20 protein-coding genes are annotated in these 19405 nt (G+C 71.6%); 11 read left to right on the plus strand and 9 right to left on the minus strand.

Features of this window, described 5'->3' with window-relative positions; translation table 11 throughout:
* Nucleotides 1–39: 39 nt before the first annotated feature.
* The 3 genes from ACF08B_RS17470 to ACF08B_RS17480 all read left to right on the plus strand — a co-directional run bounded on the left by ACF08B_RS17470 (nucleotide 40) and on the right by ACF08B_RS17480 (nucleotide 1132).
* Nucleotides 40–159 (plus strand): SGM_5486 family transporter-associated protein, encoded by a 120-nt coding sequence (locus ACF08B_RS17470; RefSeq protein WP_392318124.1) that lies wholly within the window; start codon nucleotides 40–42, stop codon nucleotides 157–159.
* A 169-nt stretch (nucleotides 160–328) separates the two neighbouring features.
* Nucleotides 329–535 (plus strand): hypothetical protein, encoded by a 207-nt coding sequence (locus tag ACF08B_RS17475; protein ID WP_093478794.1) that lies wholly within the window; start codon nucleotides 329–331, stop codon nucleotides 533–535.
* Between the two features lie 78 nt (nucleotides 536–613).
* On the plus strand, nucleotides 614–1132 hold the full coding sequence (locus ACF08B_RS17480; protein WP_392318125.1) for a SixA phosphatase family protein: 519 nt from the start codon (nucleotides 614–616) through the stop codon (nucleotides 1130–1132).
* An 81-nt stretch (nucleotides 1133–1213) separates the two neighbouring features.
* Here ACF08B_RS17480 and serB read toward each other — a convergent pair whose 3' ends face one another.
* Both serB and ACF08B_RS17490 read right to left on the minus strand, forming a co-directional pair.
* Nucleotides 1214–2422, minus strand: coding sequence for a phosphoserine phosphatase SerB (serB, locus tag ACF08B_RS17485; RefSeq protein ID WP_093478797.1), 1209 nt, complete (start codon nucleotides 2420–2422; stop codon nucleotides 1214–1216).
* Between the two features lie 254 nt (nucleotides 2423–2676).
* Nucleotides 2677–4548 (minus strand): streptophobe family protein, encoded by a 1872-nt coding sequence (locus tag ACF08B_RS17490; RefSeq protein WP_392318126.1) that lies wholly within the window; start codon nucleotides 4546–4548, stop codon nucleotides 2677–2679.
* Nucleotides 4549–4789: 241 nt separating this feature from the next.
* Here ACF08B_RS17490 and ACF08B_RS17495 point away from each other — a divergent pair, with 241 nt between their 5' ends.
* The gene (locus ACF08B_RS17495; RefSeq protein ID WP_392318127.1) at nucleotides 4790–7372 is read left to right on the plus strand and encodes an FHA domain-containing protein; all 2583 of its coding nucleotides are present in this window, start codon (nucleotides 4790–4792) and stop codon (nucleotides 7370–7372) included.
* A gap of 88 nt (nucleotides 7373–7460) precedes the next feature.
* Here the strand turns inward: ACF08B_RS17495 and ACF08B_RS17500 are convergent, their stop codons facing one another.
* From ACF08B_RS17500 to ACF08B_RS17510, 3 genes are all read right to left on the minus strand, one after another.
* Nucleotides 7461–8207: a transglycosylase SLT domain-containing protein gene (locus tag ACF08B_RS17500; RefSeq protein ID WP_392318128.1), complete on the minus strand. Its 747-nt coding sequence runs from the start codon at nucleotides 8205–8207 to the stop codon at nucleotides 7461–7463.
* A gap of 300 nt (nucleotides 8208–8507) precedes the next feature.
* Complete coding sequence (locus tag ACF08B_RS17505) at nucleotides 8508–9593, minus strand: S-adenosylmethionine:tRNA ribosyltransferase-isomerase (protein ID WP_392318129.1); 1086 nt, start codon at nucleotides 9591–9593, stop codon at nucleotides 8508–8510.
* Complete coding sequence (locus ACF08B_RS17510; protein WP_392318130.1) at nucleotides 9590–10285, minus strand: SDR family NAD(P)-dependent oxidoreductase; 696 nt, start codon at nucleotides 10283–10285, stop codon at nucleotides 9590–9592. The genes ACF08B_RS17505 and ACF08B_RS17510 overlap by 4 nt, the downstream gene beginning before the upstream one ends.
* Before the next feature lie 280 nt (nucleotides 10286–10565).
* Here ACF08B_RS17510 and ACF08B_RS17515 point away from each other — a divergent pair, with 280 nt between their 5' ends.
* The 3 genes from ACF08B_RS17515 to ACF08B_RS17525 all read left to right on the plus strand — a co-directional run bounded on the left by ACF08B_RS17515 (nucleotide 10566) and on the right by ACF08B_RS17525 (nucleotide 12763).
* Nucleotides 10566–11711 carry a GAF domain-containing sensor histidine kinase gene (locus tag ACF08B_RS17515; RefSeq protein WP_392318131.1) on the plus strand — a complete coding sequence of 382 codons (1146 nt, stop codon included), beginning with the start codon at nucleotides 10566–10568 and terminating at the stop codon, nucleotides 11709–11711.
* Nucleotides 11704–12345 (plus strand): response regulator, encoded by a 642-nt coding sequence (locus ACF08B_RS17520; protein ID WP_392318132.1) that lies wholly within the window; start codon nucleotides 11704–11706, stop codon nucleotides 12343–12345. The genes ACF08B_RS17515 and ACF08B_RS17520 overlap by 8 nt, the downstream gene beginning before the upstream one ends.
* Nucleotides 12346–12517: 172 nt before the next feature.
* Nucleotides 12518–12763 carry a chaplin gene (locus ACF08B_RS17525; protein WP_093478808.1) on the plus strand — a complete coding sequence of 82 codons (246 nt, stop codon included), beginning with the start codon at nucleotides 12518–12520 and terminating at the stop codon, nucleotides 12761–12763.
* Between the two features lie 87 nt (nucleotides 12764–12850).
* On the opposite strand, the gene ACF08B_RS17530 is transcribed toward ACF08B_RS17525, so the two are convergent.
* The gene (locus ACF08B_RS17530) at nucleotides 12851–13639 is read right to left on the minus strand and encodes a hypothetical protein (protein WP_392318133.1); all 789 of its coding nucleotides are present in this window, start codon (nucleotides 13637–13639) and stop codon (nucleotides 12851–12853) included.
* Nucleotides 13640–13789: 150 nt separating this feature from the next.
* Between ACF08B_RS17530 and ACF08B_RS17535 the strand changes: the two genes are divergently transcribed.
* From ACF08B_RS17535 to ACF08B_RS17545, 3 genes are all read left to right on the plus strand, one after another.
* The gene (locus ACF08B_RS17535; RefSeq protein ID WP_093478811.1) at nucleotides 13790–14587 is read left to right on the plus strand and encodes an ABC transporter ATP-binding protein; all 798 of its coding nucleotides are present in this window, start codon (nucleotides 13790–13792) and stop codon (nucleotides 14585–14587) included.
* 104 nt (nucleotides 14588–14691) lie between these two features.
* On the plus strand, nucleotides 14692–15123 hold the full coding sequence (locus tag ACF08B_RS17540) for an NfeD family protein (RefSeq protein WP_073892240.1): 432 nt from the start codon (nucleotides 14692–14694) through the stop codon (nucleotides 15121–15123).
* A 111-nt stretch (nucleotides 15124–15234) separates the two neighbouring features.
* Complete coding sequence (locus tag ACF08B_RS17545) at nucleotides 15235–16200, plus strand: SPFH domain-containing protein (protein ID WP_093478813.1); 966 nt, start codon at nucleotides 15235–15237, stop codon at nucleotides 16198–16200.
* A gap of 64 nt (nucleotides 16201–16264) precedes the next feature.
* Here ACF08B_RS17545 and ACF08B_RS17550 read toward each other — a convergent pair whose 3' ends face one another.
* The 3 genes from ACF08B_RS17550 to ACF08B_RS17560 all read right to left on the minus strand — a co-directional run bounded on the left by ACF08B_RS17550 (nucleotide 16265) and on the right by ACF08B_RS17560 (nucleotide 18306).
* Entirely contained in the window at nucleotides 16265–16771 is a 507-nt protein-coding gene (locus ACF08B_RS17550; RefSeq protein ID WP_093478814.1) for an HNH endonuclease, read from the minus strand.
* 168 nt (nucleotides 16772–16939) lie between these two features.
* On the minus strand, nucleotides 16940–17479 hold the full coding sequence (locus ACF08B_RS17555) for a YbhB/YbcL family Raf kinase inhibitor-like protein (protein WP_392318134.1): 540 nt from the start codon (nucleotides 17477–17479) through the stop codon (nucleotides 16940–16942).
* Between the two features lie 44 nt (nucleotides 17480–17523).
* Nucleotides 17524–18306, minus strand: a complete 783-nt coding sequence (locus ACF08B_RS17560; protein ID WP_392318135.1) for a sporulation protein — start codon at nucleotides 18304–18306, stop codon at nucleotides 17524–17526.
* Nucleotides 18307–18407: 101 nt separating this feature from the next.
* Between ACF08B_RS17560 and ACF08B_RS17565 the strand changes: the two genes are divergently transcribed.
* Nucleotides 18408–19058: a DNA-3-methyladenine glycosylase gene (locus tag ACF08B_RS17565; protein ID WP_392318136.1), complete on the plus strand. Its 651-nt coding sequence runs from the start codon at nucleotides 18408–18410 to the stop codon at nucleotides 19056–19058.
* The last annotated feature ends 347 nt before the right edge of the window (nucleotides 19059–19405 follow it).

Genomic DNA, 19405 nt, shown 5'->3' on the forward strand with positions numbered 1-19405 from the left:
CGGCGGAACTCTCCGGACGAAGGGTGCGAGACTGGGCGCATGCAGCCTGTGCTCGACCCGAACCCGAAGAACGGCCAGAAGAAGATGCTGCTCGTCTTCGGCTCGTTCCTCGCCATCTTCGTGATCATCGCCGTCATCGCGACCATCGCGTCACCCTGACGGCGGCCCGCACCCCGCCGATGGTGGTGCTGGCCCCCCAACCCCTAGGGGGTCAGGCTCAGGGTCAACTGGGTGGACTTCCGGATGGGTTGGCTGCCCCGTGATCCGTACCTTCGAGATACGACCGCACGACGTGGTCACGGACCCGCTCGAAGACACGGAGGCGACCATGCCGGCTCGCACCCACTCCCGGCCCCACCCGGCGACCACGGGCGGCGTCGACATCCGGCTGCCCTGGTGGGCCCTCGCCCTGCCCGCGCTCGCCTTCATGGCGCTGCTCGCGCTGATACTGAACCCGTCGGACGCCCACGCGGCGACCGGCGACCCGGCGATCACCCACCTCCTGGAACGCGCCCAGCGGCTCCTCGCACGCTGACCCGGAGCCTGCGCGCGCGGTGAATCCGCATGTCAACTCCCTGCGCCGCGTGGCCTGTTTCATGCGAAGCTGGGTCACATGAGCGCCGCAGAACCCCGCAGGATCGCCCTCTTCCGGCATGCGAAAGCAGACTGGCCCCAGGTGTCCGACCATGAGCGCCCGCTCGCCGAGCGCGGCCGCATGGATGCCGCGGTCGCCGGACGGAAGCTGGCCGACACCGCCATCACCTTCGACCTGGCCCTGTGCTCCACCGCGGTCCGGACCCGCGAGACCTGGAAGCTCGCCGTCCACGAACTGTCGCACCGGCCGAAAACCATCTACGAGGAGCGGGTCTACGAGGCCTCGCCCGGTGAGCTGATCGCCGTGCTCAACGAGATCCCGGACGACGTGCGCAACGTGATCATGATCGGTCACAACCCCGGCATCCACGGCCTGGCCGACATCCTGTCCGGCGCCGCGGAGGGAGATGCCCGCGACCGGATGAACCGCCGCGGCTTCCCCGCCGCCGGCTTCGCGCTGCTCTCCCACGACGGCCCCTGGAAGAGCCTCGAGCCCGCCGTCGCCACGCTGACGGAGTACTGGGCGCCCTCGGAGTGAGTCACGGACGGCCCGGCGTGTCCGGTACGCGGGAGGGCCCGGCGCCTCAGGGGCGCCGGGCCCTCCCGCGTCCGCCGGCGTTCAGTCCTCGTCGTGCGTGTCGGCGGTCTCGACCTCTTCGCGGGTGACGCCGAGCAGGTAGAGGACGGTGTCGAGGAAGGGGAAGTTCACCGCGGTGTGCGCCGCCTCGCGGACCACCGGCTTGGCGTTGAAGGCGACACCGAGACCGGCCGCGTTCAGCATGTCCAGGTCGTTGGCGCCGTCACCGATCGCCACCGTCTGCGACAGCGGCACCCCGGCCTCCGCGGCGAACCGGCGCAGCAGCCGCGCCTTGCCCGCCCGGTCCACGATCTCGCCGGTGACCCGGCCGGTCAGCTTGCCGTCGACGATCTCCAGCGTGTTGGCCTGGGCGAAGTCGAGCCCGAGCCGCTCCTTCAGATCGTCCGTCACCTGGGTGAAACCACCGGAGACGACACCGACCTGGTAGCCGAGGCGCTTCAGGGTGCGGATCAGGGTACGGGCGCCCGGCGTCAGCCGCACCTCGTCGCGCACCTTCTCCACCACCGAGGCGTCCAGCCCCGCCAGCAGCGCCACACGCGCGTGCAGCGACTGCTCGAAGTCCAGCTCCCCACGCATCGCCGCCGCCGTCACCTCGGCGACCTTGTCCTCGCAGCCGGCGTGCGCGGCGAACAGCTCGATGACCTCGTCCTGGATCAGGGTGGAGTCCACGTCCATGACCACCAGCCGCTGGGCACGCCGGTGCAGACCCGCCGAGACGACGGCGATGTCGACACCCAGTGCCGCCGCGTCGGAGGCCAGGGCCGTGCGCAGCGGCTCGGTCTCCACCCCGGAGACGGCGAACTCCACCGCCGTCACCGGGTACTTGGCCAGGCGGAAGATGCGGTCGATGTTGCCGCCCGCCTTCGCGATGCGCGCGGCGATGGCGGCCGTCGACTCGGCGGTGAGCGGATGACCGAGCACGGTCACCAGGGAGCGCCCGACACCGCGCGGACGGTTGTCGCCGTGCCCCGAGAGGATCTCCGCCTGCATCTTCATCGACTCGGCCCAGCTGTGCACGGTCGCCCGCAGGTCGCCCTCCCGGCCGGCCGGCGGCTGGGTGACCAGCACGCACAGCACCAGGCGGCCCCGGGTGACGACCTGCTCGATGTCGACCACGTCGACGTAGTAGGCGGCCAGGGTGTCGAAGAGGCCGGCCGTGATGCCCGGCCTGTCCTTGCCGAAGATCTTGACGAGGAGAGTGGGGACCTCGGAGGTCTGCGAAGCGCTCATGGTGTCACCACCGTATCCGGCACCCAGTGCCGCACGCCGCCGAGGTCCGCCTGCCGGACAGGGAACAGTGGGTGTCGGCCCGATGTCAGGAATCTTGCCACCGGAGGACGGCACGGCCACCCGCCCGCGTGTCTCCGGCCCCACCACGACTGTGCCACGGGATGCCCCCGAAGGCAGTTCCACGGCCGCCGCCCTCTTCGGACCGGCAGGGCGGTCTCCTTCCCCTGCATCGCGTGCTTCCCGGGCCGCGGGCCTCACCCGCCGCGTTTCGGCCTCCCCGGTGGCGGCGGCGGTGGCGGTGGCGGCGGCCACTCGGAGCCGTCCGGCCCCGGCGGGCGCTCACCCGACCGCGCGGCCGGGCGTTTCCGTTGTCGCGGGGGAGTCTGGCCCAGCGGCCGGACGACGGTCGGGGCGCCGTACACGTCGTCCCCCGCCCGGGGCGCCGGGGCGTCCCGCACCTCCTCCGGGACCCGCAGATAGGGGTTCGTGTCGGGGTTCGGCGGCCGGTGGGGCCGGCCCGGCACGTACGGCCCGGCCTCGCCCTCCGGCCCGGTGGGACTTCCGCCGGGCACCCGCCCGCCACCCCCGGACGCCGGGCCGCACACGCCGGCCCGCCCCTGATCCGCCACGTACCCGGACACGGCCGGGCTCCCGGCGCCCCGGGTCCCGTCTCCGGCCGCCGCCCATGCCCCCGCCGCCCCGGTCGCCCGGGCGAGCAGCGCTCCCACCGCTCCGGCCCCGGCCCCCCACACGGCCCCGAGGAGCAGGGCCGCGCCGAGGTGCCCGTGCAGGGTGACACCCGCGCCGAAGGCGTCGAAGCCGAGGACGGACAGGGAGGCGTCCACGGACACGTCCGTCAGCCGGGCGAGCAGCGGCAGGGCGAGCGCGGTCGCGACCCCCAGCCGCAGCGCGCACCGTCCCGCCAGTCCGAGAGCACTGTCGGCGGCCCCGCCGCCACGCCTCCCGCTGCCGCTCGTCCCGGCCGCCGACGCAGGACCCCCGGCCGCCCCGGCCCCTCGGACCACCGGCGTCCGCAGGGCCGTCAGCACCCCGGCGAGCAGCATCGTCAGCGCGGACGCCACCGCCAGCAGCCACACCCGGTCGTCCAGTCCGGCCAGCCGGCCCAGGGTCACCGGCTCGTCGGAGCCCCCGCCGAGGAGCTGGTCCAGGGGATGGGGGAGCAGCTTGCCGAGCACGCCGGTGGCGCGGCCGTCCCAGGGGACGAACAGGCCGAGCGGGAGGCCCAGCCAGACCCCGTTCGGCGTGCCGAGCAGCGCCGCGCCGGCGATCCGCCGCGGGTGGTCGTCGCCGATGGCCGCGTACGCCGCCGCGGCGGCCCCCGCCAGCACGGCCAGCAGCAGCACGGTCACGAGTGCCGAGACCGCCGGCCGGACCAACCGGTGCAGGGGAGCCCAGCCCGGCGGCAGGGGGGCGCGGCGGGAGGCGAACAGTGCGATCAGCAGGATCCCGACGCACCAGCCGAAGCCGCCGAGGAGCGTGGCCGGGGTGTCCACGGTGAAGCCGACGGCCGCCTCGGCGTGGACCAGGTCACCGACCTTGTCCGGCAGCAGCCCGCCGAGGTCCCCGAGGCCCGGGACGCTCAGGCCGCCGCCGCCTTTCCCGCCTCCGCCCGGCAGCCGGTCCAGGCCGAGCGAGCCGCCGTCGATGGTGACGACGTCGTGCCCGGCCCAGGCGAGTCCGCCCAGCATCGCCACGAAGAGCGCGATCACCGTGCCGGCGCGCGCGAGGAGTTCGGCGGGCGTGACGGCAACTCCGGCCGTACGCAGGGACCGTAGGAAGAACCACGACAGCAGCAGCGCTCCGACCAGGCCCACGCCGAGTGGCGTGATCTCGATGGCGGTGTGCGCCTCCGCGCCTTTCAGCCCGAACACGGACACATCGCCGGACGGCGAGACCGAACCACCCGCACCCAACGCCACAACGGCCGCCGTCATGGGGCCCAGTGAGGCCGAGGAGTCGGCCTGCAGCAGGTGCAGGCCGAGCGCGGCGGTGCCCGCCATCCCGATCAACGCCCAGCTCACCGTGGCGATCGCGGACACGGCGATGTCCGTCCAGGGCAGCCCGGTACCGCGACGTGCGGTCCCGACGTCCAGGGCAACGCTCATGGCAGACCCCCCGATCCGCGGCGCGGCGTCGCAGCCGCGCTGGTCCCCCTCGTGGGGGATTACCACTCTCCGGCCCGGTTTCAACCCCGTCAACGGGGCGACTTGATGCGCGCACCGTTGTTCTTCGCAAGGCCCGAGTTTCGGTCAGAGGGCCGAGCCTGAAATAGTTCCCCACGATGTTCGACATCCCTAGACTCCCTGTGATGGGGGTAACTCGGGGGACAACTCAGTGGGGCATGGAGTGCCGGAACTCGTACTGGAATCAAACGGACGGACCTGGACGCTCGACACGTCCAGGTCCTACACCCTCGGCCGCGATCCGCAGGGTGACATCGTCTTCGACGACGCCAGGGTCTCCTGGCGGCACGCCACGGTCAGTCACAACGGCCGCAGTTGGGCCATCGAGGACCACGGCAGCACCAACGGCACGTTCGTGCAGGGCCAGCGGATCCATCAGATGGAGATCGGCCCGGGCTCGTCGCTGCACCTCGGCAACGCGACGGACGGGCCGCGGCTGAACCTGTCCGGGGCCGCCGCCCCGGTCGGCGGGCAGCCGCAGGGGGCGGCGCCGTACGCGGCCCAGGGAGCCGGCGCACCGGGCTGGGCCCAGCAGCAGGCGCCGCAGCAGTCCGCGCCGCCGCAGTCCGTGCCGCATCAGGCACCGGCGCAGCAGAACCCGCAGCCCGGCTGGCAGCAGCCGCAGGCGGGGGCCGGCTTCCCGCAGCAGCAGTCGGGACCGCCCGACCAGTACGCGCAGAAGACGCCCGGTGGAGGCGCGGGGGCGCCGCCGGTGTACGGCGACCGCAGCCCGACCACGTTCCACCAGTTCTCCATCGGCCGTGTGATGCGTATCGGCCGTTCCCTGGAGAACGAGCTGGTCGTCTCCGACCTGCAGGTCTCGCGGCACCACGCCGAGTTCCACTCGACGCCCGACGGCCGCATGGAGATCCGCGACCTGGGCTCGCACAACGGCACCTACGTCAACGGTCAGCCGATCGCCAAGGGCGGCTCGGCGCTGCTCGGCCCGAACGACATCGTCGGCGTCGGCCACTCCACCTTCCGCATCGTCGGCGACCGTCTCGAGGAGTTCGTCGACACCGGTGAGGTCTCCTTCTCCGCACGCCACCTCACCGTCACGGTCGACGGCGGCAAGCAGATCCTGAAGGACGTCTCCTTCGGTGTCCCGGAGAAGTCCCTGATCGCGGTCATCGGCCCGTCCGGCTCCGGCAAGTCGACCCTGCTCAAGGCGCTCACCGGCTACCGGCCCGCCAACCAGGGCGAGGTCCTCTACGACAACCGCAACCTGTACAAGCAGTTCGCCGAGCTGCGTCAGCGCATCGGTCTGGTCCCGCAGGACGACATCCTGCACAAGGAGCTGACCGTCAAGAAGGCCCTGAAGTACGCGGCCAAGCTGCGCTTCCCGGCCGACACCACGGCCCAGGAGCGCGACTCCCGGATAGACGAGGTGCTGCGCGAGCTGAAGCTGGACATCCACAAGGACAAGAAGGTCACGTCCCTGTCCGGCGGTCAGCGCAAGCGTGTCTCGGTGGCGCTGGAGCTGCTCACCAAGCCGTCGCTGATCTTCCTGGACGAGCCGACCTCCGGTCTCGACCCGGGCATGGACCGTGACGTCATGCAGCTGCTGCGCGGCCTCGCCGACGACGGCCGTACGGTCCTGGTGGTCACCCACTCGGTGGCCGAGCTGGCCCTGTGCGACAAGCTGCTGGTGATGGCGCCGGGCGGTGCCGTCGCCTACTTCGGGCCGCCGGAGGAGGCGCTGAACTTCTTCGGCTACGACAGCTGGGCCGATGTCTTCTCCGCCTTCGAGAACTACCGCGACTACGACTGGGCCGGCCGCTGGAAGGGCTCGCAGCACTACCAGATGTACGCCGCCGACATCGACGCGGTGGCGCCGCAGTCCGTACACATGCCTCCGCCGCAGGCGATGAAGCCGCCCAAGCCGCAGGGCTGGGGCTCGCAGCTGATCACCCTGATCCGGCGCTACGTGTCGGTCATCGCGTCCGACAAGGGCTTCCTGGCGCTGACGGTGATCCTGCCGGCCGTGCTCGGCGCGGTCAGCCTGCTCATCGACTCGGACAAGGGGTTGCTGGTCAACCCGGTCAACCCGCGCACCCATGTGCCGATCCCGAACGGCACGGCGACCACCGTCCTGCTGATCCTCGCGGTCGGCGCCTGTTTCGCGGGCGCCGCGAACTCCGTGCGTGAGCTGATCAAGGAACGGGTCATCTACGAGCGGGAGCGGGCGACCGGCCTGTCCCGGTCGGCGTACCTGATGTCCAAGGTGGTCGTGCTGGGCGCGGTCACCGTGCTGCAGGGCCTGATGGTCGGCCTGATCGGCTTCTCGAGCCGGGAGATCCCCGCCGAGGGGGTCGTCCTCGGCAACTCGACGCTGTTCGAGCTGTGCCTGCCGATCATGGCGCTCGGCTTCACCTCGATGATGTTCGGCCTGGTGATCTCCTCGCTGGTGAAGACCGCGGAGAAGACCATGCCGCTGCTGGTGATGTTCGCGATCATCCAGGTCGTCTTCACCGGCTGCCTCTTCACCCTGCACGGCACCGTCGGCGTCAACGAGTTCTCGTACCTGATGCCGTCGCGCTGGGCGGTGGCCGCGGCCGGCGCCACGCTGGACTTCAACAACATCGCCCCGAACACCGACGACCCGGGCAGCACCGACCCGCTGTGGGACCACGCGGCCTCGGCCTGGGGCATCGACATGGTCGCGCTGATCGTGCTCGGTGTGGTCTGCGGCTTCCTCGTGTCCCGCTTCCTGCGCCGGCACGAGCCGGAGGTCATGCGGAAGTAACCGCGACACCGCGTCCGGACGACGTGAAGGGCGGCATCCCCCCGAGGGGTGCCGCCCTTCCGCGTTACGTCAGAGGTCCGCGCCGACCTCAGTACGCGCTGTTCACGTTGTCGATCGAACCGTACTTGTCGGCCGCGTAGTTGGCGGCGGCGGTGATGTTCGCGACCGGGTCGTAGATGTTCCACGAGGTGCCGGCGACGTGGTACGCGTTGAAGGTCGGCGGGATGACCTGCAGCAGGCCCTTGGACGGGATGCCGTTGATCGCGTTGATGTCCCAGTTGTTGATGGCCATCGGGTTGCCCGAGGACTCGCGCATGATGTTCTTGTGCAGGCCGTGGTAGGAGCCCGGGATGTTCTTGGACTTCATGATGTCCAGGGCCTGGCGGATCCAGCCGTCCAGGTTGTTCGTGTACGTCTTCGCGGCGACCGGCTGGATCTCGACGCGCTGCGTGGAACGGCTCGCGGCGGCCTGGACGGCGTGCGCCTGCGCGGCCTTCTTCGCGGCGGCCTGGACGGCGGCCTTCTTGGCGGCGGCGTCCGCGGCCTTCTTCGCGACGGCGGCGTCGGCGGCCTTCTTCTGGGCCGCGAAGGTGTCGAGCTTGACCGTCTGGGTGGCGAGCTGGTCGGTGACCGTGCCGTGGACGTTCTTCAGGGCCGTGCCGGTGGCGACCTGGGCGGCCGTGGCCGGGGCGCCGGTGGTGACCGTGTCGGCGCTGCTGGGGACGGCCGAGGCGGCGATGGCGGCGACGCCGAGAGCGGCGACACCGGCGATCGCGATCTTGTGCTGCTTGGTCAGGTTGCGACTATGAGCTCGACCGAGAATGTTCTTGGGCATGGCTGAAGGACCTCTTCTGTAGCGCGGAGGTCGCTCTTGCGTCCGCCGTGGGAATCGGTTCCTCCCACACGAACGCCGCGGGGCGGAAACCCACGGCGCTGAGCGACGGAAGCAATTCTTAGCTGGCGCAAAATCCCCAGGCAAAGGTGTGACGTACGATCCCCCATAGTGGATCAGGGAAGGGCAAATCGGGACAGACGAGACCGTCTGCCCCGTTCATGTGGGGGCGGTTTATCTCCTATGCCCTTTCGTACGTGATGTGGGCCCTATGTGCGGGCTCACACCGGCCACCCACCGGTTTCACATGGAGTTGCCGCAGCAATTCGCTGCGTGAGGATCCTCCTCCCTCAGGAGGAGGTGCACGTCGCCGAACTCGTGCCAGAGGTAGAGCCCGCGCAGCGCCTCGTCGTAGGCACGCTCGACCGCGGGCCGCCCGGCGACCGCCTCCAGCATCAGCAGGTGCGAGGCCTCCGGCTCGTGCAGTCCGGTCAGCAGCCCGTCCACCACCCGCACCCCCCGCTCCGGCGTGACCACCAGATCCGTCCATCCCCGCGCCGCCCGGACCACCCCGTCCGCCCCCACCGCCGACTCCACGGCCCGCACCGCCGTCGTCCCCACGGCGATCACCCGGCCCCCACCGGCCCGGACGGCTTCGATCAGCCGCGCCGAGGCCGCGGGCACCGCGAACCGCTCCGGACAGGGCGGCTCGTGCGCCTCCGCCGACGCCACTCCCGTGTGCAGGGCGACCGGCGCGAACCCCACCCCCCGGCTCACCAGCTCCGCCACCGTCCGCGCGGTGAAGGGCCGCGCCGCGCTCGGCATCTCCGCGCTGCCCGACCCGTCCGGCGCGGGCAGTGCGAACACCGTCTGGTAGACCGACAGCGGCTGGTCCCGCTCCGTATAGGAGTAGCGAATGGGCCGCCCGTGCTCCCGCAGCACCTCCGGTACGGCCGCACCGGCGGCGCGCGCCCACCACAGCCGCTCCCCGCGCGGGCTCAGCGGCTCCTCCAGCACCAGCCGGCCCCCGCCCGGCAGCACCACCTCCGTCCGGATGCGCGTGCCCGTACGCGCGCGTGTGGTACCGCGCCCGTCCGGCTCCCGCAGCTCCACGGCCCACCGCCCGTCGTCCCCGCGCGTGGAGAAGTGCACCACCACGCGCGCGTGACCGATCCGTCCGTCCACCGCGGCGGCCAGCGTCGGGGAGGTGTTCACGACCAGGAGGTCCCCGGCCCGCAGCAACCGCGGCAGCTCGGGGAAGGCGTGATGCGTCACCTCCGTACCGCGCGACACCAGCAGCCGTACGGCGTCCCGGTCCAGCCCCGGCCCCCGCTGCTCGGCCGGCACCCGCGCGGACAGCTCCTCGGGGACCCGCACGTCGACGGTCACGGCGCCGCCGGCAGCGCCGGCGCCGCGTACCGCCCACTGGCCGGCCGCTCGTCCAGCAGCCGCAGGAACGCCGGCACCACCCCGGCGGGCGCCGGCCGCGGACCGTGGTCGTCCGGTACGGCCGCCGCGTACAGGTCGGTGGCCATGTCCCCGGGGTCCACCGCCCACACCCGCAGCCCGGGCTCCTCCACCCCCAGCACCGCCGAAAGCTGGTCCAGGGCCGCCTTCGAGGCGCCGTAGCCGCCCCACGTCCCGTACGCCTCGGCCGCCGCGTCCGAGCTGACCGCGATCACCGCACCCGCCGGCGACTCCCGCAACAGCGGCAGCACCCCCTGGACGAGGCCGAGCGCGGCCGTCACGTTCACCTCCAGCGCCCGACGCAGCCCCTCCAGGGGCAGCTCGGCCAGCCGCACCAGCGGCTCCGCGCCCAGCGCGCTCGCGTTGTTCACCAGCAGATCGGCACCCCCGAACTTCTCCGCGGCGGCCACCAGCTCCCCCCGGTGCTCCGCGTCCGTGACATCACCGGGCAGTGCCGCCACCCGCGCCCCCCGGCCGGCGACCGCCTCGGCGGTCTCCGCCAGGGCCCCGGCACCCCGGGCGTCGAGCACCAGATCCCAGCCGCGCGCGGCCAGCGCCTCGGCGAGCGCTCGCCCCAGGCCCTTCGAGGCCCCCGTGATGATCGCTACCGGCATGACAACCGTCCCCTCGTCGCTCACCGCCCACGCCGGGCGGTGACCACAACCTAGGAACGGCACGGTCCCCGCCGCCTCGGACGCGGGCCGCAGAGCACACGGTCCCTTCGGCGTACACCGCACGCCCGGGGCCGCAGGACGTACACCGCGGGCCCTGCGACGCAGGACCTGCGCCCCGCCCGGCCTCCCGGGCGTACGTCTCCCGCCCTAGGCCCAGCGGCCCGGCCCTGCCGCCACAGGTCCGATCCGCACCGCCGGACCCCGCCGGTACCGTGAGGACATGAGTCAAGGCCCCCGGTCCGGCCTCGCCGCGGTCAGCTCCGCGCTGCTGGCCATGAGCAGGCACCTGGAGGTGCGCGACGTCCTCAAGACGATCGTCGCCTCCGCCCGCGAGCTGCTCGACGCGCAGTACGCCGCCCTCGGCGTCCCCGACGACCACGGAGGCTTCGCCCAGTTCGTCGTCGACGGCGTCAGCGACGCCCAGTGGAAGGCCATCGGCCCGCTGCCCCGCCAGCACGGCATCCTCGCCGCGATGCTGCACGAGGCCCGCCCCGAGCGCCTCGCCGACGTGCGCACGGACCCCCGCTTCGAGGGCTGGCCGGCCGCGCACCCCGAACTGGCCGACTTCCTGGGCCTGCCCATCCGCGACGGCGACGAGGTCATCGGCGCCCTGTTCCTCGCGAACAAGAACTGCCCCAAACAGCAGGGAAGCTGCGGGTTCACCCAGGAGGACGAGGATCTGCTCGGCATCCTCGCCCAGCACGCCGCCATCGCCCTCACCAACGCCCGCCTCTACGAGCGCAGCCGCGAGCTGACCATCGCCGAGGAGCGCTCCCGCCTCGCCCACGAACTGCACGACGCGGTCAGCCAGAAGCTGTTCTCGCTGCGCCTGACCGCACAGGCCGCGGCGGCCCTCGTCGACCGCGACCCCGCCCGCGCCAAGGGGGAACTGCACCAGGTGGCCGTCCTCGCCGCCGAAGCCGTCGACGAACTGCGCGCCGCCGTGGTGGAGTTGCGGCCCGCTGCCCTCGACGAGGACGGTCTGATAGCCACCCTGCGCACCCAGACGCAGGTCCTCGACCGCGCCCACACCGCGCGCGTGACCTTCACCGGCAACGGGTTCCGTGCCCTGCCCGCCGCCCAGGAGGAGGCCCTGCTGCGGGTGGCCCAGGAGGCCCTGCACAACGCCCTGCGCCACTCCGGCGCCGGACACGTCGACGTCAGCGTGGCGCGCCGCGGCGGCGGAGCGGTCCTGCGCGTCACCGACGACGGCGGCGGCTTCGACCCGCAGACGGTCCGCCGTGCCGGCCGCCACCTGGGCCTGGTCTCGATGCGGGACCGGGCGAGCGGGGTCGGCGGCACGCTGACCGTGGAATCGGCGCCCGGCAAGGGCACCACGATCGAGTTGGAGGTCCCCGGTGGGTGAAGCGATCAGAGTGCTGCTGGTCGACGACCACCAGGTCGTCCGCCGGGGGCTGCGCACCTTCCTGGAGGTGCAGGACGACATCGAGGTGGTCGGCGAGGCCGCCGACGGAGCCGAGGGAGTCGCCCGAGCCGAGGAACTGCGGCCCGACGTCGTCCTCATGGACGTCAAGATGCCGGGCATGGACGGCATCGACGCCCTGCGCAGACTCCGCGAACTCGACAATCCCGCGCGGGTGCTGATCGTCACCAGCTTCACCGAGCAGCGCACGGTCGTCCCCGCCCTGCGCGCGGGCGCCGCGGGATACGTCTACAAGGACGTGGACCCCGACGCCCTCGCCGGCGCCATCCGCTCGGTGCACGCCGGGCACGTGCTGCTCCAGCCGGAGGTGGCCGGCGCCCTGCTCTCCCAGGAGGAGGCCAACTCCGGCCAGGGCCGCGGCGGATCGCTCACCGAACGCGAGCGCGAGGTGCTCGGTCTCATCGCGGACGGCCGCTCCAACCGGGAGATAGCCCGCGCCCTCGTCCTGTCGGAGAAGACCGTCAAGACGCACGTCTCCAACATCCTGATGAAACTCGACCTCGCCGACCGCACCCAGGCCGCGCTGTGGGCCGTACGGCACGGCGTGACCGGCTGACACCGCACTCCACGAGGGACCGGCCCCCGGCTGTGCGAGGGGTTCCGTTCCGGACTGAGATTCATACCGTCGTGGGAATGTCACCCGGATGGCGCATCCTCCGGCGATCTCCGCCGTTCTGCAGTGCGTGCCGCGGCGGACCGCCGCGGTGATCGCCTAGGAGGGGTTGAAAGTGAAGAACCTGAAGAAGGCAGCGGCCGTGACGATGGTGGCCGGTGGCCTGATGGCCGCCGGTGCGGGGATGGCCTCCGCCACGGACGGTGCCTGGGCCGGCGGCGCCGCCCACGGCTCCCCGGGCGTGGGCTCCGGCAACGTCGTCCAGGTCCCGGTGCACGTCCCGGTGAACGCGGTCGGCAACAGCGTGAACGTCATCGGCCTGCTGAACCCGGCCTTCGGCAACCTCGGCCTCAACCACTGAGGTCCCCGACCCCCGGGGGTCCCGCGTGACGCCGGCCGGGCCCAGCCCGTCCGGCGTCACCGCACGCCCGCGACCAGCGGGCCGCGCTCAGCGGACCCCCCGCTCCCGCTCCTCCACGACGGAGTTGTACGCCGCCACCTGCGCCCGCCGGGCCGTCCGCTCCACCGGCCGCAGCGCCGCACCCCGCGCCGCCATCTCCCCGGCGCTCACCGCACCGCCGGGCCCGCGGTCGTACGCCAGCGAGACCAGCAGCCCCACCCGCTGGGCCAGCTCCAGGACCCGCACCGCACGCGACGGATACCCCGGCGCCAGCACCTCCCGCCCCCGCTCGGAGCGCGCCCGGTACGCGTCGATGGCCGCCTCCGCCACGGGCCCCGAGCCGGCGACGTCCAGCTTCGACAGCACCTCGGTGGCATCCCGCAGCGCCTCCGCCAGCTCCCGCTCCGCCTCGCCCAGCGAGGGCACGTCGGCGGGCGGCGCCTCACGCACCGGCAGCACCGACCAGACCACCTCGACATGGACATCACCCTCGGGCCCGGCCTCGTGCACCGCCGGCACCAGCCCGAACGCGGCCCCGAAGCAGACCACCGCCTCCTCGGCCTCCAGCGCCCGCGCATTGAAGTCGGGCGGACCGCTCAGCCCCAGCGGATGACCGGGCGCCGGCAGCGCGACCCGCAGCCCGGTCGTCCCCAGCGTCCGCAGCCGCCCCAGCGCGAGGGTGAGCCCGACCTGCCCGGATTCACCGGGCAGCCCCTCCACCCGGTGCACCGCGTCCTCGCCCACGATGGCGAGTGCGGCGTCGTCCGGAGAGACAAGTCCGGCCAAAAGGGCGTTTCCCCAAGCGGCGAGGCGTCCTGAACGCGGTTCCGAGAGCATGCCCCCACCCTAAGGACCGGACCGATGGAATGGAGCCGGGCACTGGTGGCGTAGATTTCATATGGGCTGCGCCCACCGGCGCGGCGGACCGAGCCACAGGCGTACGCCAGAGCCGAGACCGGCCACACTGCAAGGGGAGACAACGCGCTCATGAGCGATGTTCTGGAGCTTCAGGACGTATCCGTGGTCCGTGAGGGCCGGGCTCTTGTGGACCAGGTCTCCTGGTCGGTGAAGGAGGGTGAGCGCTGGGTCATCCTCGGCCCCAACGGCGCCGGCAAGACCACCCTCCTGAACGTCGCCTCCAGCTACCTCTACCCCAGCAAGGGCACCGCCACCATCCTCGGCGAGACCCTCGGCACCCCCGGCACCGACGTCTTCGAGCTGCGCCCCCGCATCGGCGTGGCGGGCATCGCCCTGGCCGAGAAGCTCCCCAAGCGCCAGACGGTCCTGCAGACGGTCCTCACCGCCGCCTACGGCATGACCGCCGGCTGGCAGGAGGAGTACGAGGACGTCGACGAGCAGCGCGCCCGCGCCTTCCTCGACCGCCTCGGCATGAGCGACTACCTCGACCGGAAGTTCGGCACCCTCTCCGAGGGCGAGCGCAAGCGCACCCTGATCGCCCGCGCCCTGATGACCGACCCCGAGCTGCTCCTCCTCGACGAGCCCGCCGCCGGCCTCGACCTCGGTGGCCGCGAGGACCTGGTGCGCCGTCTCGGCCGCCTCGCCCGCGACCCCATCGCACCCTCGATGATCATGGTCACGCACCACGTCGAGGAGATCGCCCCCGGCTTCACCCACGTCCTGATGATCCGCCAGGGCAAGGTCCTCGCCGCGGGTCCGATCGAGCTCGAACTCAGCTCCCGCAACCTGTCCCTCTGCTTCGGCCTGCCGCTCGTCGTCGAGCAGGTCGGCGAGCGCTGGACCGCCCAGGGTCTGCCCCTGTCCTGACCCGCAAACGCCCCGCGACTCAGGGGCGCCCCGACCCAACGGTGCCCGGCCCGCTCCCTTTTGCGCCCTGTCCGCCGCCCGACCGCGGTCCTACCATGACCCGTGTGAACGACATCGACGCATGGGTGTGGTGGCTCGTCGGCGCGGCGGCGCTCGGAATCCCGCTCGTGGTCACCGCGATGCCGGAGTTCGGCATGTTCGCGGTGGGAGCCGTCGCGGCCGCGGTCGTCGCCGGTCTCGGCTTCGACGCCGTGATCCAGGTGCTCACGTTCGTCGCCGTCTCCGTCGCCCTCATCGCCGTCGTCCGGCCCATCGCGGCCCGCCACAGCAACCAGCGCCCCCAACTCGCCACCGGCGTCGAGGCGTTGAAGGGCAAGCAGGCCGTCGTGCTGGAACGCGTCGACGGCTCCGGCGGCCGGATCAAACTCGCCGGGGAAATATGGTCGGCACGCGCCCTCGACACCGGCAGCGCCTACGAGGTCGGCCAGGAGGTGGACGTCGTGGACATCGAGGGAGCCACCGCGATCGTCATCTGAGACATCCGGCCCCCGAGTTGGGCGACGGTCTGTCAGACTCGACCAGCAAGATCTTCAACATCCGCGAGATCTGCCGACGGTGCCGAGGCGGAGAGGGGTACGGGGAACACGATGGAACCGGTCATCATCGTCCTGGTCATTCTGGTGGTGTTGGTCTTCATCGCCCTGATCAAGACCATCCAGGTCATCCCACAGGCCAGCGCGGCCATCGTCGAGCGCTTCGGCCGCTACACGCGCACGCTGAACGCGGGACTCAACATCGTGGTCCCGTTCATCGACACCATCCGCAACCGCATCGACCTGCGCGAACAGGTCGTTCCCTTCCCGCCCCAGCCGGTGATCACCCAGGACAACCTGGTCGTGAACATCGACACCGTCATCTACTACCAGGTGACCGACGCCCGGGCCGCCACCTACGAGGTCGCCAGCTACATCCAGGCCATCGAGCAGCTCACCGTCACCACGCTGCGCAACATCATCGGCGGCATGGACCTGGAGCGCACCCTGACCTCCCGCGAGGAGATCAACGCGGCCCTGCGCGGCGTCCTCGACGAGGCCACCGGCAAGTGGGGCATCCGCGTGAACCGCGTCGAGCTGAAGGCCATCGAACCGCCCACCTCCATCCAGGACTCGATGGAGAAGCAGATGCGCGCCGACCGGGACAAGCGCGCCGCGATCCTCACCGCCGAGGGCACGCGCCAGGCGGCCATCCTCACCGCCGAGGGCGAGAAGCAGTCGCAGATCCTGCGCGCCGAAGGTGAGGCCAAGGCGGCCGCCCTGCGCGCCGAGGGCGAGGCCCAGGCCGTCCGTACGGTCTTCGAGGCCATCCACGCCGGCGACCCGGACCAGAAGCTGCTGTCCTACCAGTACCTGCAGATGCTCCCGAAGATCGCCGAGGGCGACGCCAACAAGCTCTGGATCGTCCCCAGCGAGATCGGCGACGCCCTCAAGGGGCTCTCCGGAGCCATGGGCAACTTCGGTCCCCTGGGCGGCGGCGGCAACGGAGGCGGCGCCTCCGTCCCGCCCCAGAACAGCGGCCCCGCCACCGGCCGCCGCGAAAAGCCCAGCATCGACTAGCGGTCGCACCAGGACCCGCCGCCGGGATCCTTCCGCGCCCCTTCGGGGGCGCGGGGCCCGTCGGCTAGGCCGCGTCCCTGGCGAGCCACGCCGGAAGCGCCTCGAAGTCCTCGGCACCCAGAGCCAGCAGCATCGCGTCCGCCGGCGTCGGCTCGAACGGCTCCCGCAGCAGAGCCATCCCGGCCTCGTCCGGCGTCCGGTTCGCCTTCCGGTGATTGTCCTCCGCACACGCGGCCACCGTGTTCAGCCATGTGTCCTGCCCACCCTGCGACCGCGGCTGCACGTGGTCCACGGTCGTGGCCCTGCGCCCGCAGTAGGCGCACCGGTGCCGGTCCCGGACCAGCACCCCCCGCCTCGACCACGGGGCTTGTCTTCGGAACGGCACCCGTACGTACCTGCACAGCCTGATCACCCGGGGCGCCGGTATGTCCACATCGGCACCGCGCATGCGCAGTTCGGGATGGGCCTGCTCGACGACGGCCTTGTCCTGGAGGACCAGGACGACGGCTCGGTTCAGAGTCACCGTCGACAGCGGCTCGAAGCTCGCGTTCAGCACCAGCGTGTCACGCATCCAGCCCACCTCCCGTGTGCACCTGCCCACCCCCCGGCGGGCTCGGATCAACTCTGTACGGGCGCGCCGAGATGGACAACGCAATAAAAAATGCCCGCCTCCGATCACTTCCAAGACCGGAGGCGGGCAAACGTTCAATGAACGCTCGGCTGAATCGGCGCGGTGCGGTCAGCCCTTGCCGGGGTTCTCGTACTCACCGATGAGCTGGGCACGCGCGATCGCGTGGAACCGCAGATTGAAGCCGACGACGGCGGGAGAGGCGTCCGAGTCCGGACCGAGCTTCTCCTGGTCCACCGCGTACACCGTGAAGACGTACCGGTGCGGACCGTCCCCGGGCGGCGGGGCGGCCCCGCCGAATTCCTTCGTTCCGTAGTCGTTCCGCGCGTGCACGGCACCGTCCGGCAGTCCCTCGAACTTGCCGCTGCCCGCACCCGCCGACAGCTCCGTCACCGAGGCCGGGATGTCGAAGAGGACCCAGTGCCAGAACCCGCTGCCGGTCGGCGCGTCGGGGTCGTAGCAGGTCACGGCGAAGCTCTTGGTCTCCGGCGGGAAGCCCTCCCACCGCAGCTGCGGTGAGGTGTCGCCCTCCGCCTGGACCTGAGCGCCGCCCAGCGTCGCGCCCTCCTCGATGTCCGTGCTCGTCACCGTGAACGACGGCACGGGCGGATGGAAGTCGTGGGGGAGCGGCCGCCGCTTGTGCTCGGTCACCTCGGTACCTCCTGATCGATGACGGTAGTCAGCAGCTACCGAGCCTAGAACCAGTTCCGCTTGCTGCCGACCTCGGACAGCCACTGGTTGAGGTAAGCCGCCCAGTCGGTCCCCTGCCAGTCGTTCAGACCCACCTGGAAGGACCGGAAGGTGTCCGAGCCCTCGCTGAAGAGCCCCGGCTTCTTGTCCATCTCCAGGACGACGTCCATCGCGTTCTCGTCGGCGACGAAGCTGACCTCGACCTGGTTCAGGCCGCGGTACTGCGACGGCGGGAAGAACTCGATCTCCTGGTAGAACGGCAGCCGCTGCCGCGTTCCCCGGATGTGGCCGCGCTCCATGTCCGCGTTCTTGAAGCGGAAGCCCAGCTGGATGAAGGCGTCGAGGATCGCCTTCTGCGCCGGCAGCGGGTGCACGTTGATCGGGTCCAGGTCGCCGGAGTCGACGGCTCGCGCGATCTCCAGCTCGGTCGTCACACCGATGTGCATCCCCCGCAGCGCCTGGCCATCGATCGTCGTGACCGGCGTCTCCCAGGGGATCTCCAGGCCGAACGGCACCGCGTGCACCGCGCCGGCCTGCAGCTCGAAGGCACCACCGAGCCGCACCTTGGTGAACTCGATGTCCTGCTTGTACTCCTGGTCGCCGCTCTCCACCTCGACCTTGGCCTGCAGGCCCACGGAGAGACCCTCGATGTTCTGGTTCACGGAACCGCCCTGGATCCGGACCTCACCCTGGACGACACCGCCCGGTACGACGTTGACCTCCGTCAGCACCGTCTCGACCGAGGCCCCACCGGCCCCGAGGCTCGCGAGCAGCTTCTTGAACGCCATTGACTCTCCCTTTGCGAATGGACCCTCGCCCCGTACAAACGCGATCCACCCCCCGCCGGTTCCGCGGGGACGCCGACCCGTCTGGACTACCCTCGGACGGCATGATCGCGCCCCCGGACCGTACGCCACTGCCCCGAGAGTTCTTCGACCGCCCGGTCCTGGAGATCGCCCCCGACCTTCTCGGGCGCATCCTGGTCCGGACTACTCCCGACGGCACGATCGCACTCCGTCTCACCGAGGTCGAGGCCTACGACGGCCCGAACGACCCGGGATCGCACGCCTATCGCGGTCGTACCGCCCGCAACGAGGTGATGTTCGGTCCGCCCGGACACGTGTACGTCTACTTCACCTACGGCATGTGGCACTGCATGAACCTCGTCTGTGGTCCGGAGGGCCGGGCGAGCGCCGTTCTGCTCCGCGCCGGCGAGGTGGTCGAGGGCGCCGAGCCGGCCCGCAAGCGTCGACTTTCGGCCCGCAACGACAAGGAACTGGCCAAGGGGCCGGCTCGCCTGGCCACGGCCCTGGGGGTCGACCGCTCCCTGGACGGCACGGACGCGTGCGTACCGGACGGGACCCCGCTGAGGATGCTGACGGGCGCCCCCGTCCCTCCCGACCAGGTACGCAGCGGTCCGCGCACCGGAGTGGCCGGCGCAGGCGGAGACGGTGAGCTGTACCCGTGGCGCTACTGGGTGGCGGACGATCCGACTGTGAGCCCCTACCGTGCGCACGTGCCGCGGCGCCGACGAAGTTGACTCGCCCCCGCGAGGTGCGTAATGTATCCCGAGCCGCTGAACCGGGTACGGCGATCGCCTGCAGCCGGAGCGGCCAACCCACTACCTAGCTACAGCCCCTGGACGGGGTCGATTCTGGCGCGCCCGCGCGCCTGAATTCGAACTCGGGCGACTCGATTATGAGTCGCCGGGGGAATCGGCTAACGTAGTGAATGTCGAAAGGCCGACGAGCGAAAGCCCAAAGCCCCAGACAATCCCGCCGACCGGGAATCGGACGCCGAAAGGATCTGATAGAGTCGGAACCGCCGGAAAGGGAAACGCGAAAGCGAGAACCTGGAAAGCACCGAGGAAATCGGATCGGAAAGATC

The sequence above is a fragment of the Streptomyces sp. NPDC015139 genome (genome assembly GCF_043079785.1).
Taxonomy (GTDB): domain Bacteria; phylum Actinomycetota; class Actinomycetes; order Streptomycetales; family Streptomycetaceae; genus Streptomyces; species Streptomyces albidocamelliae.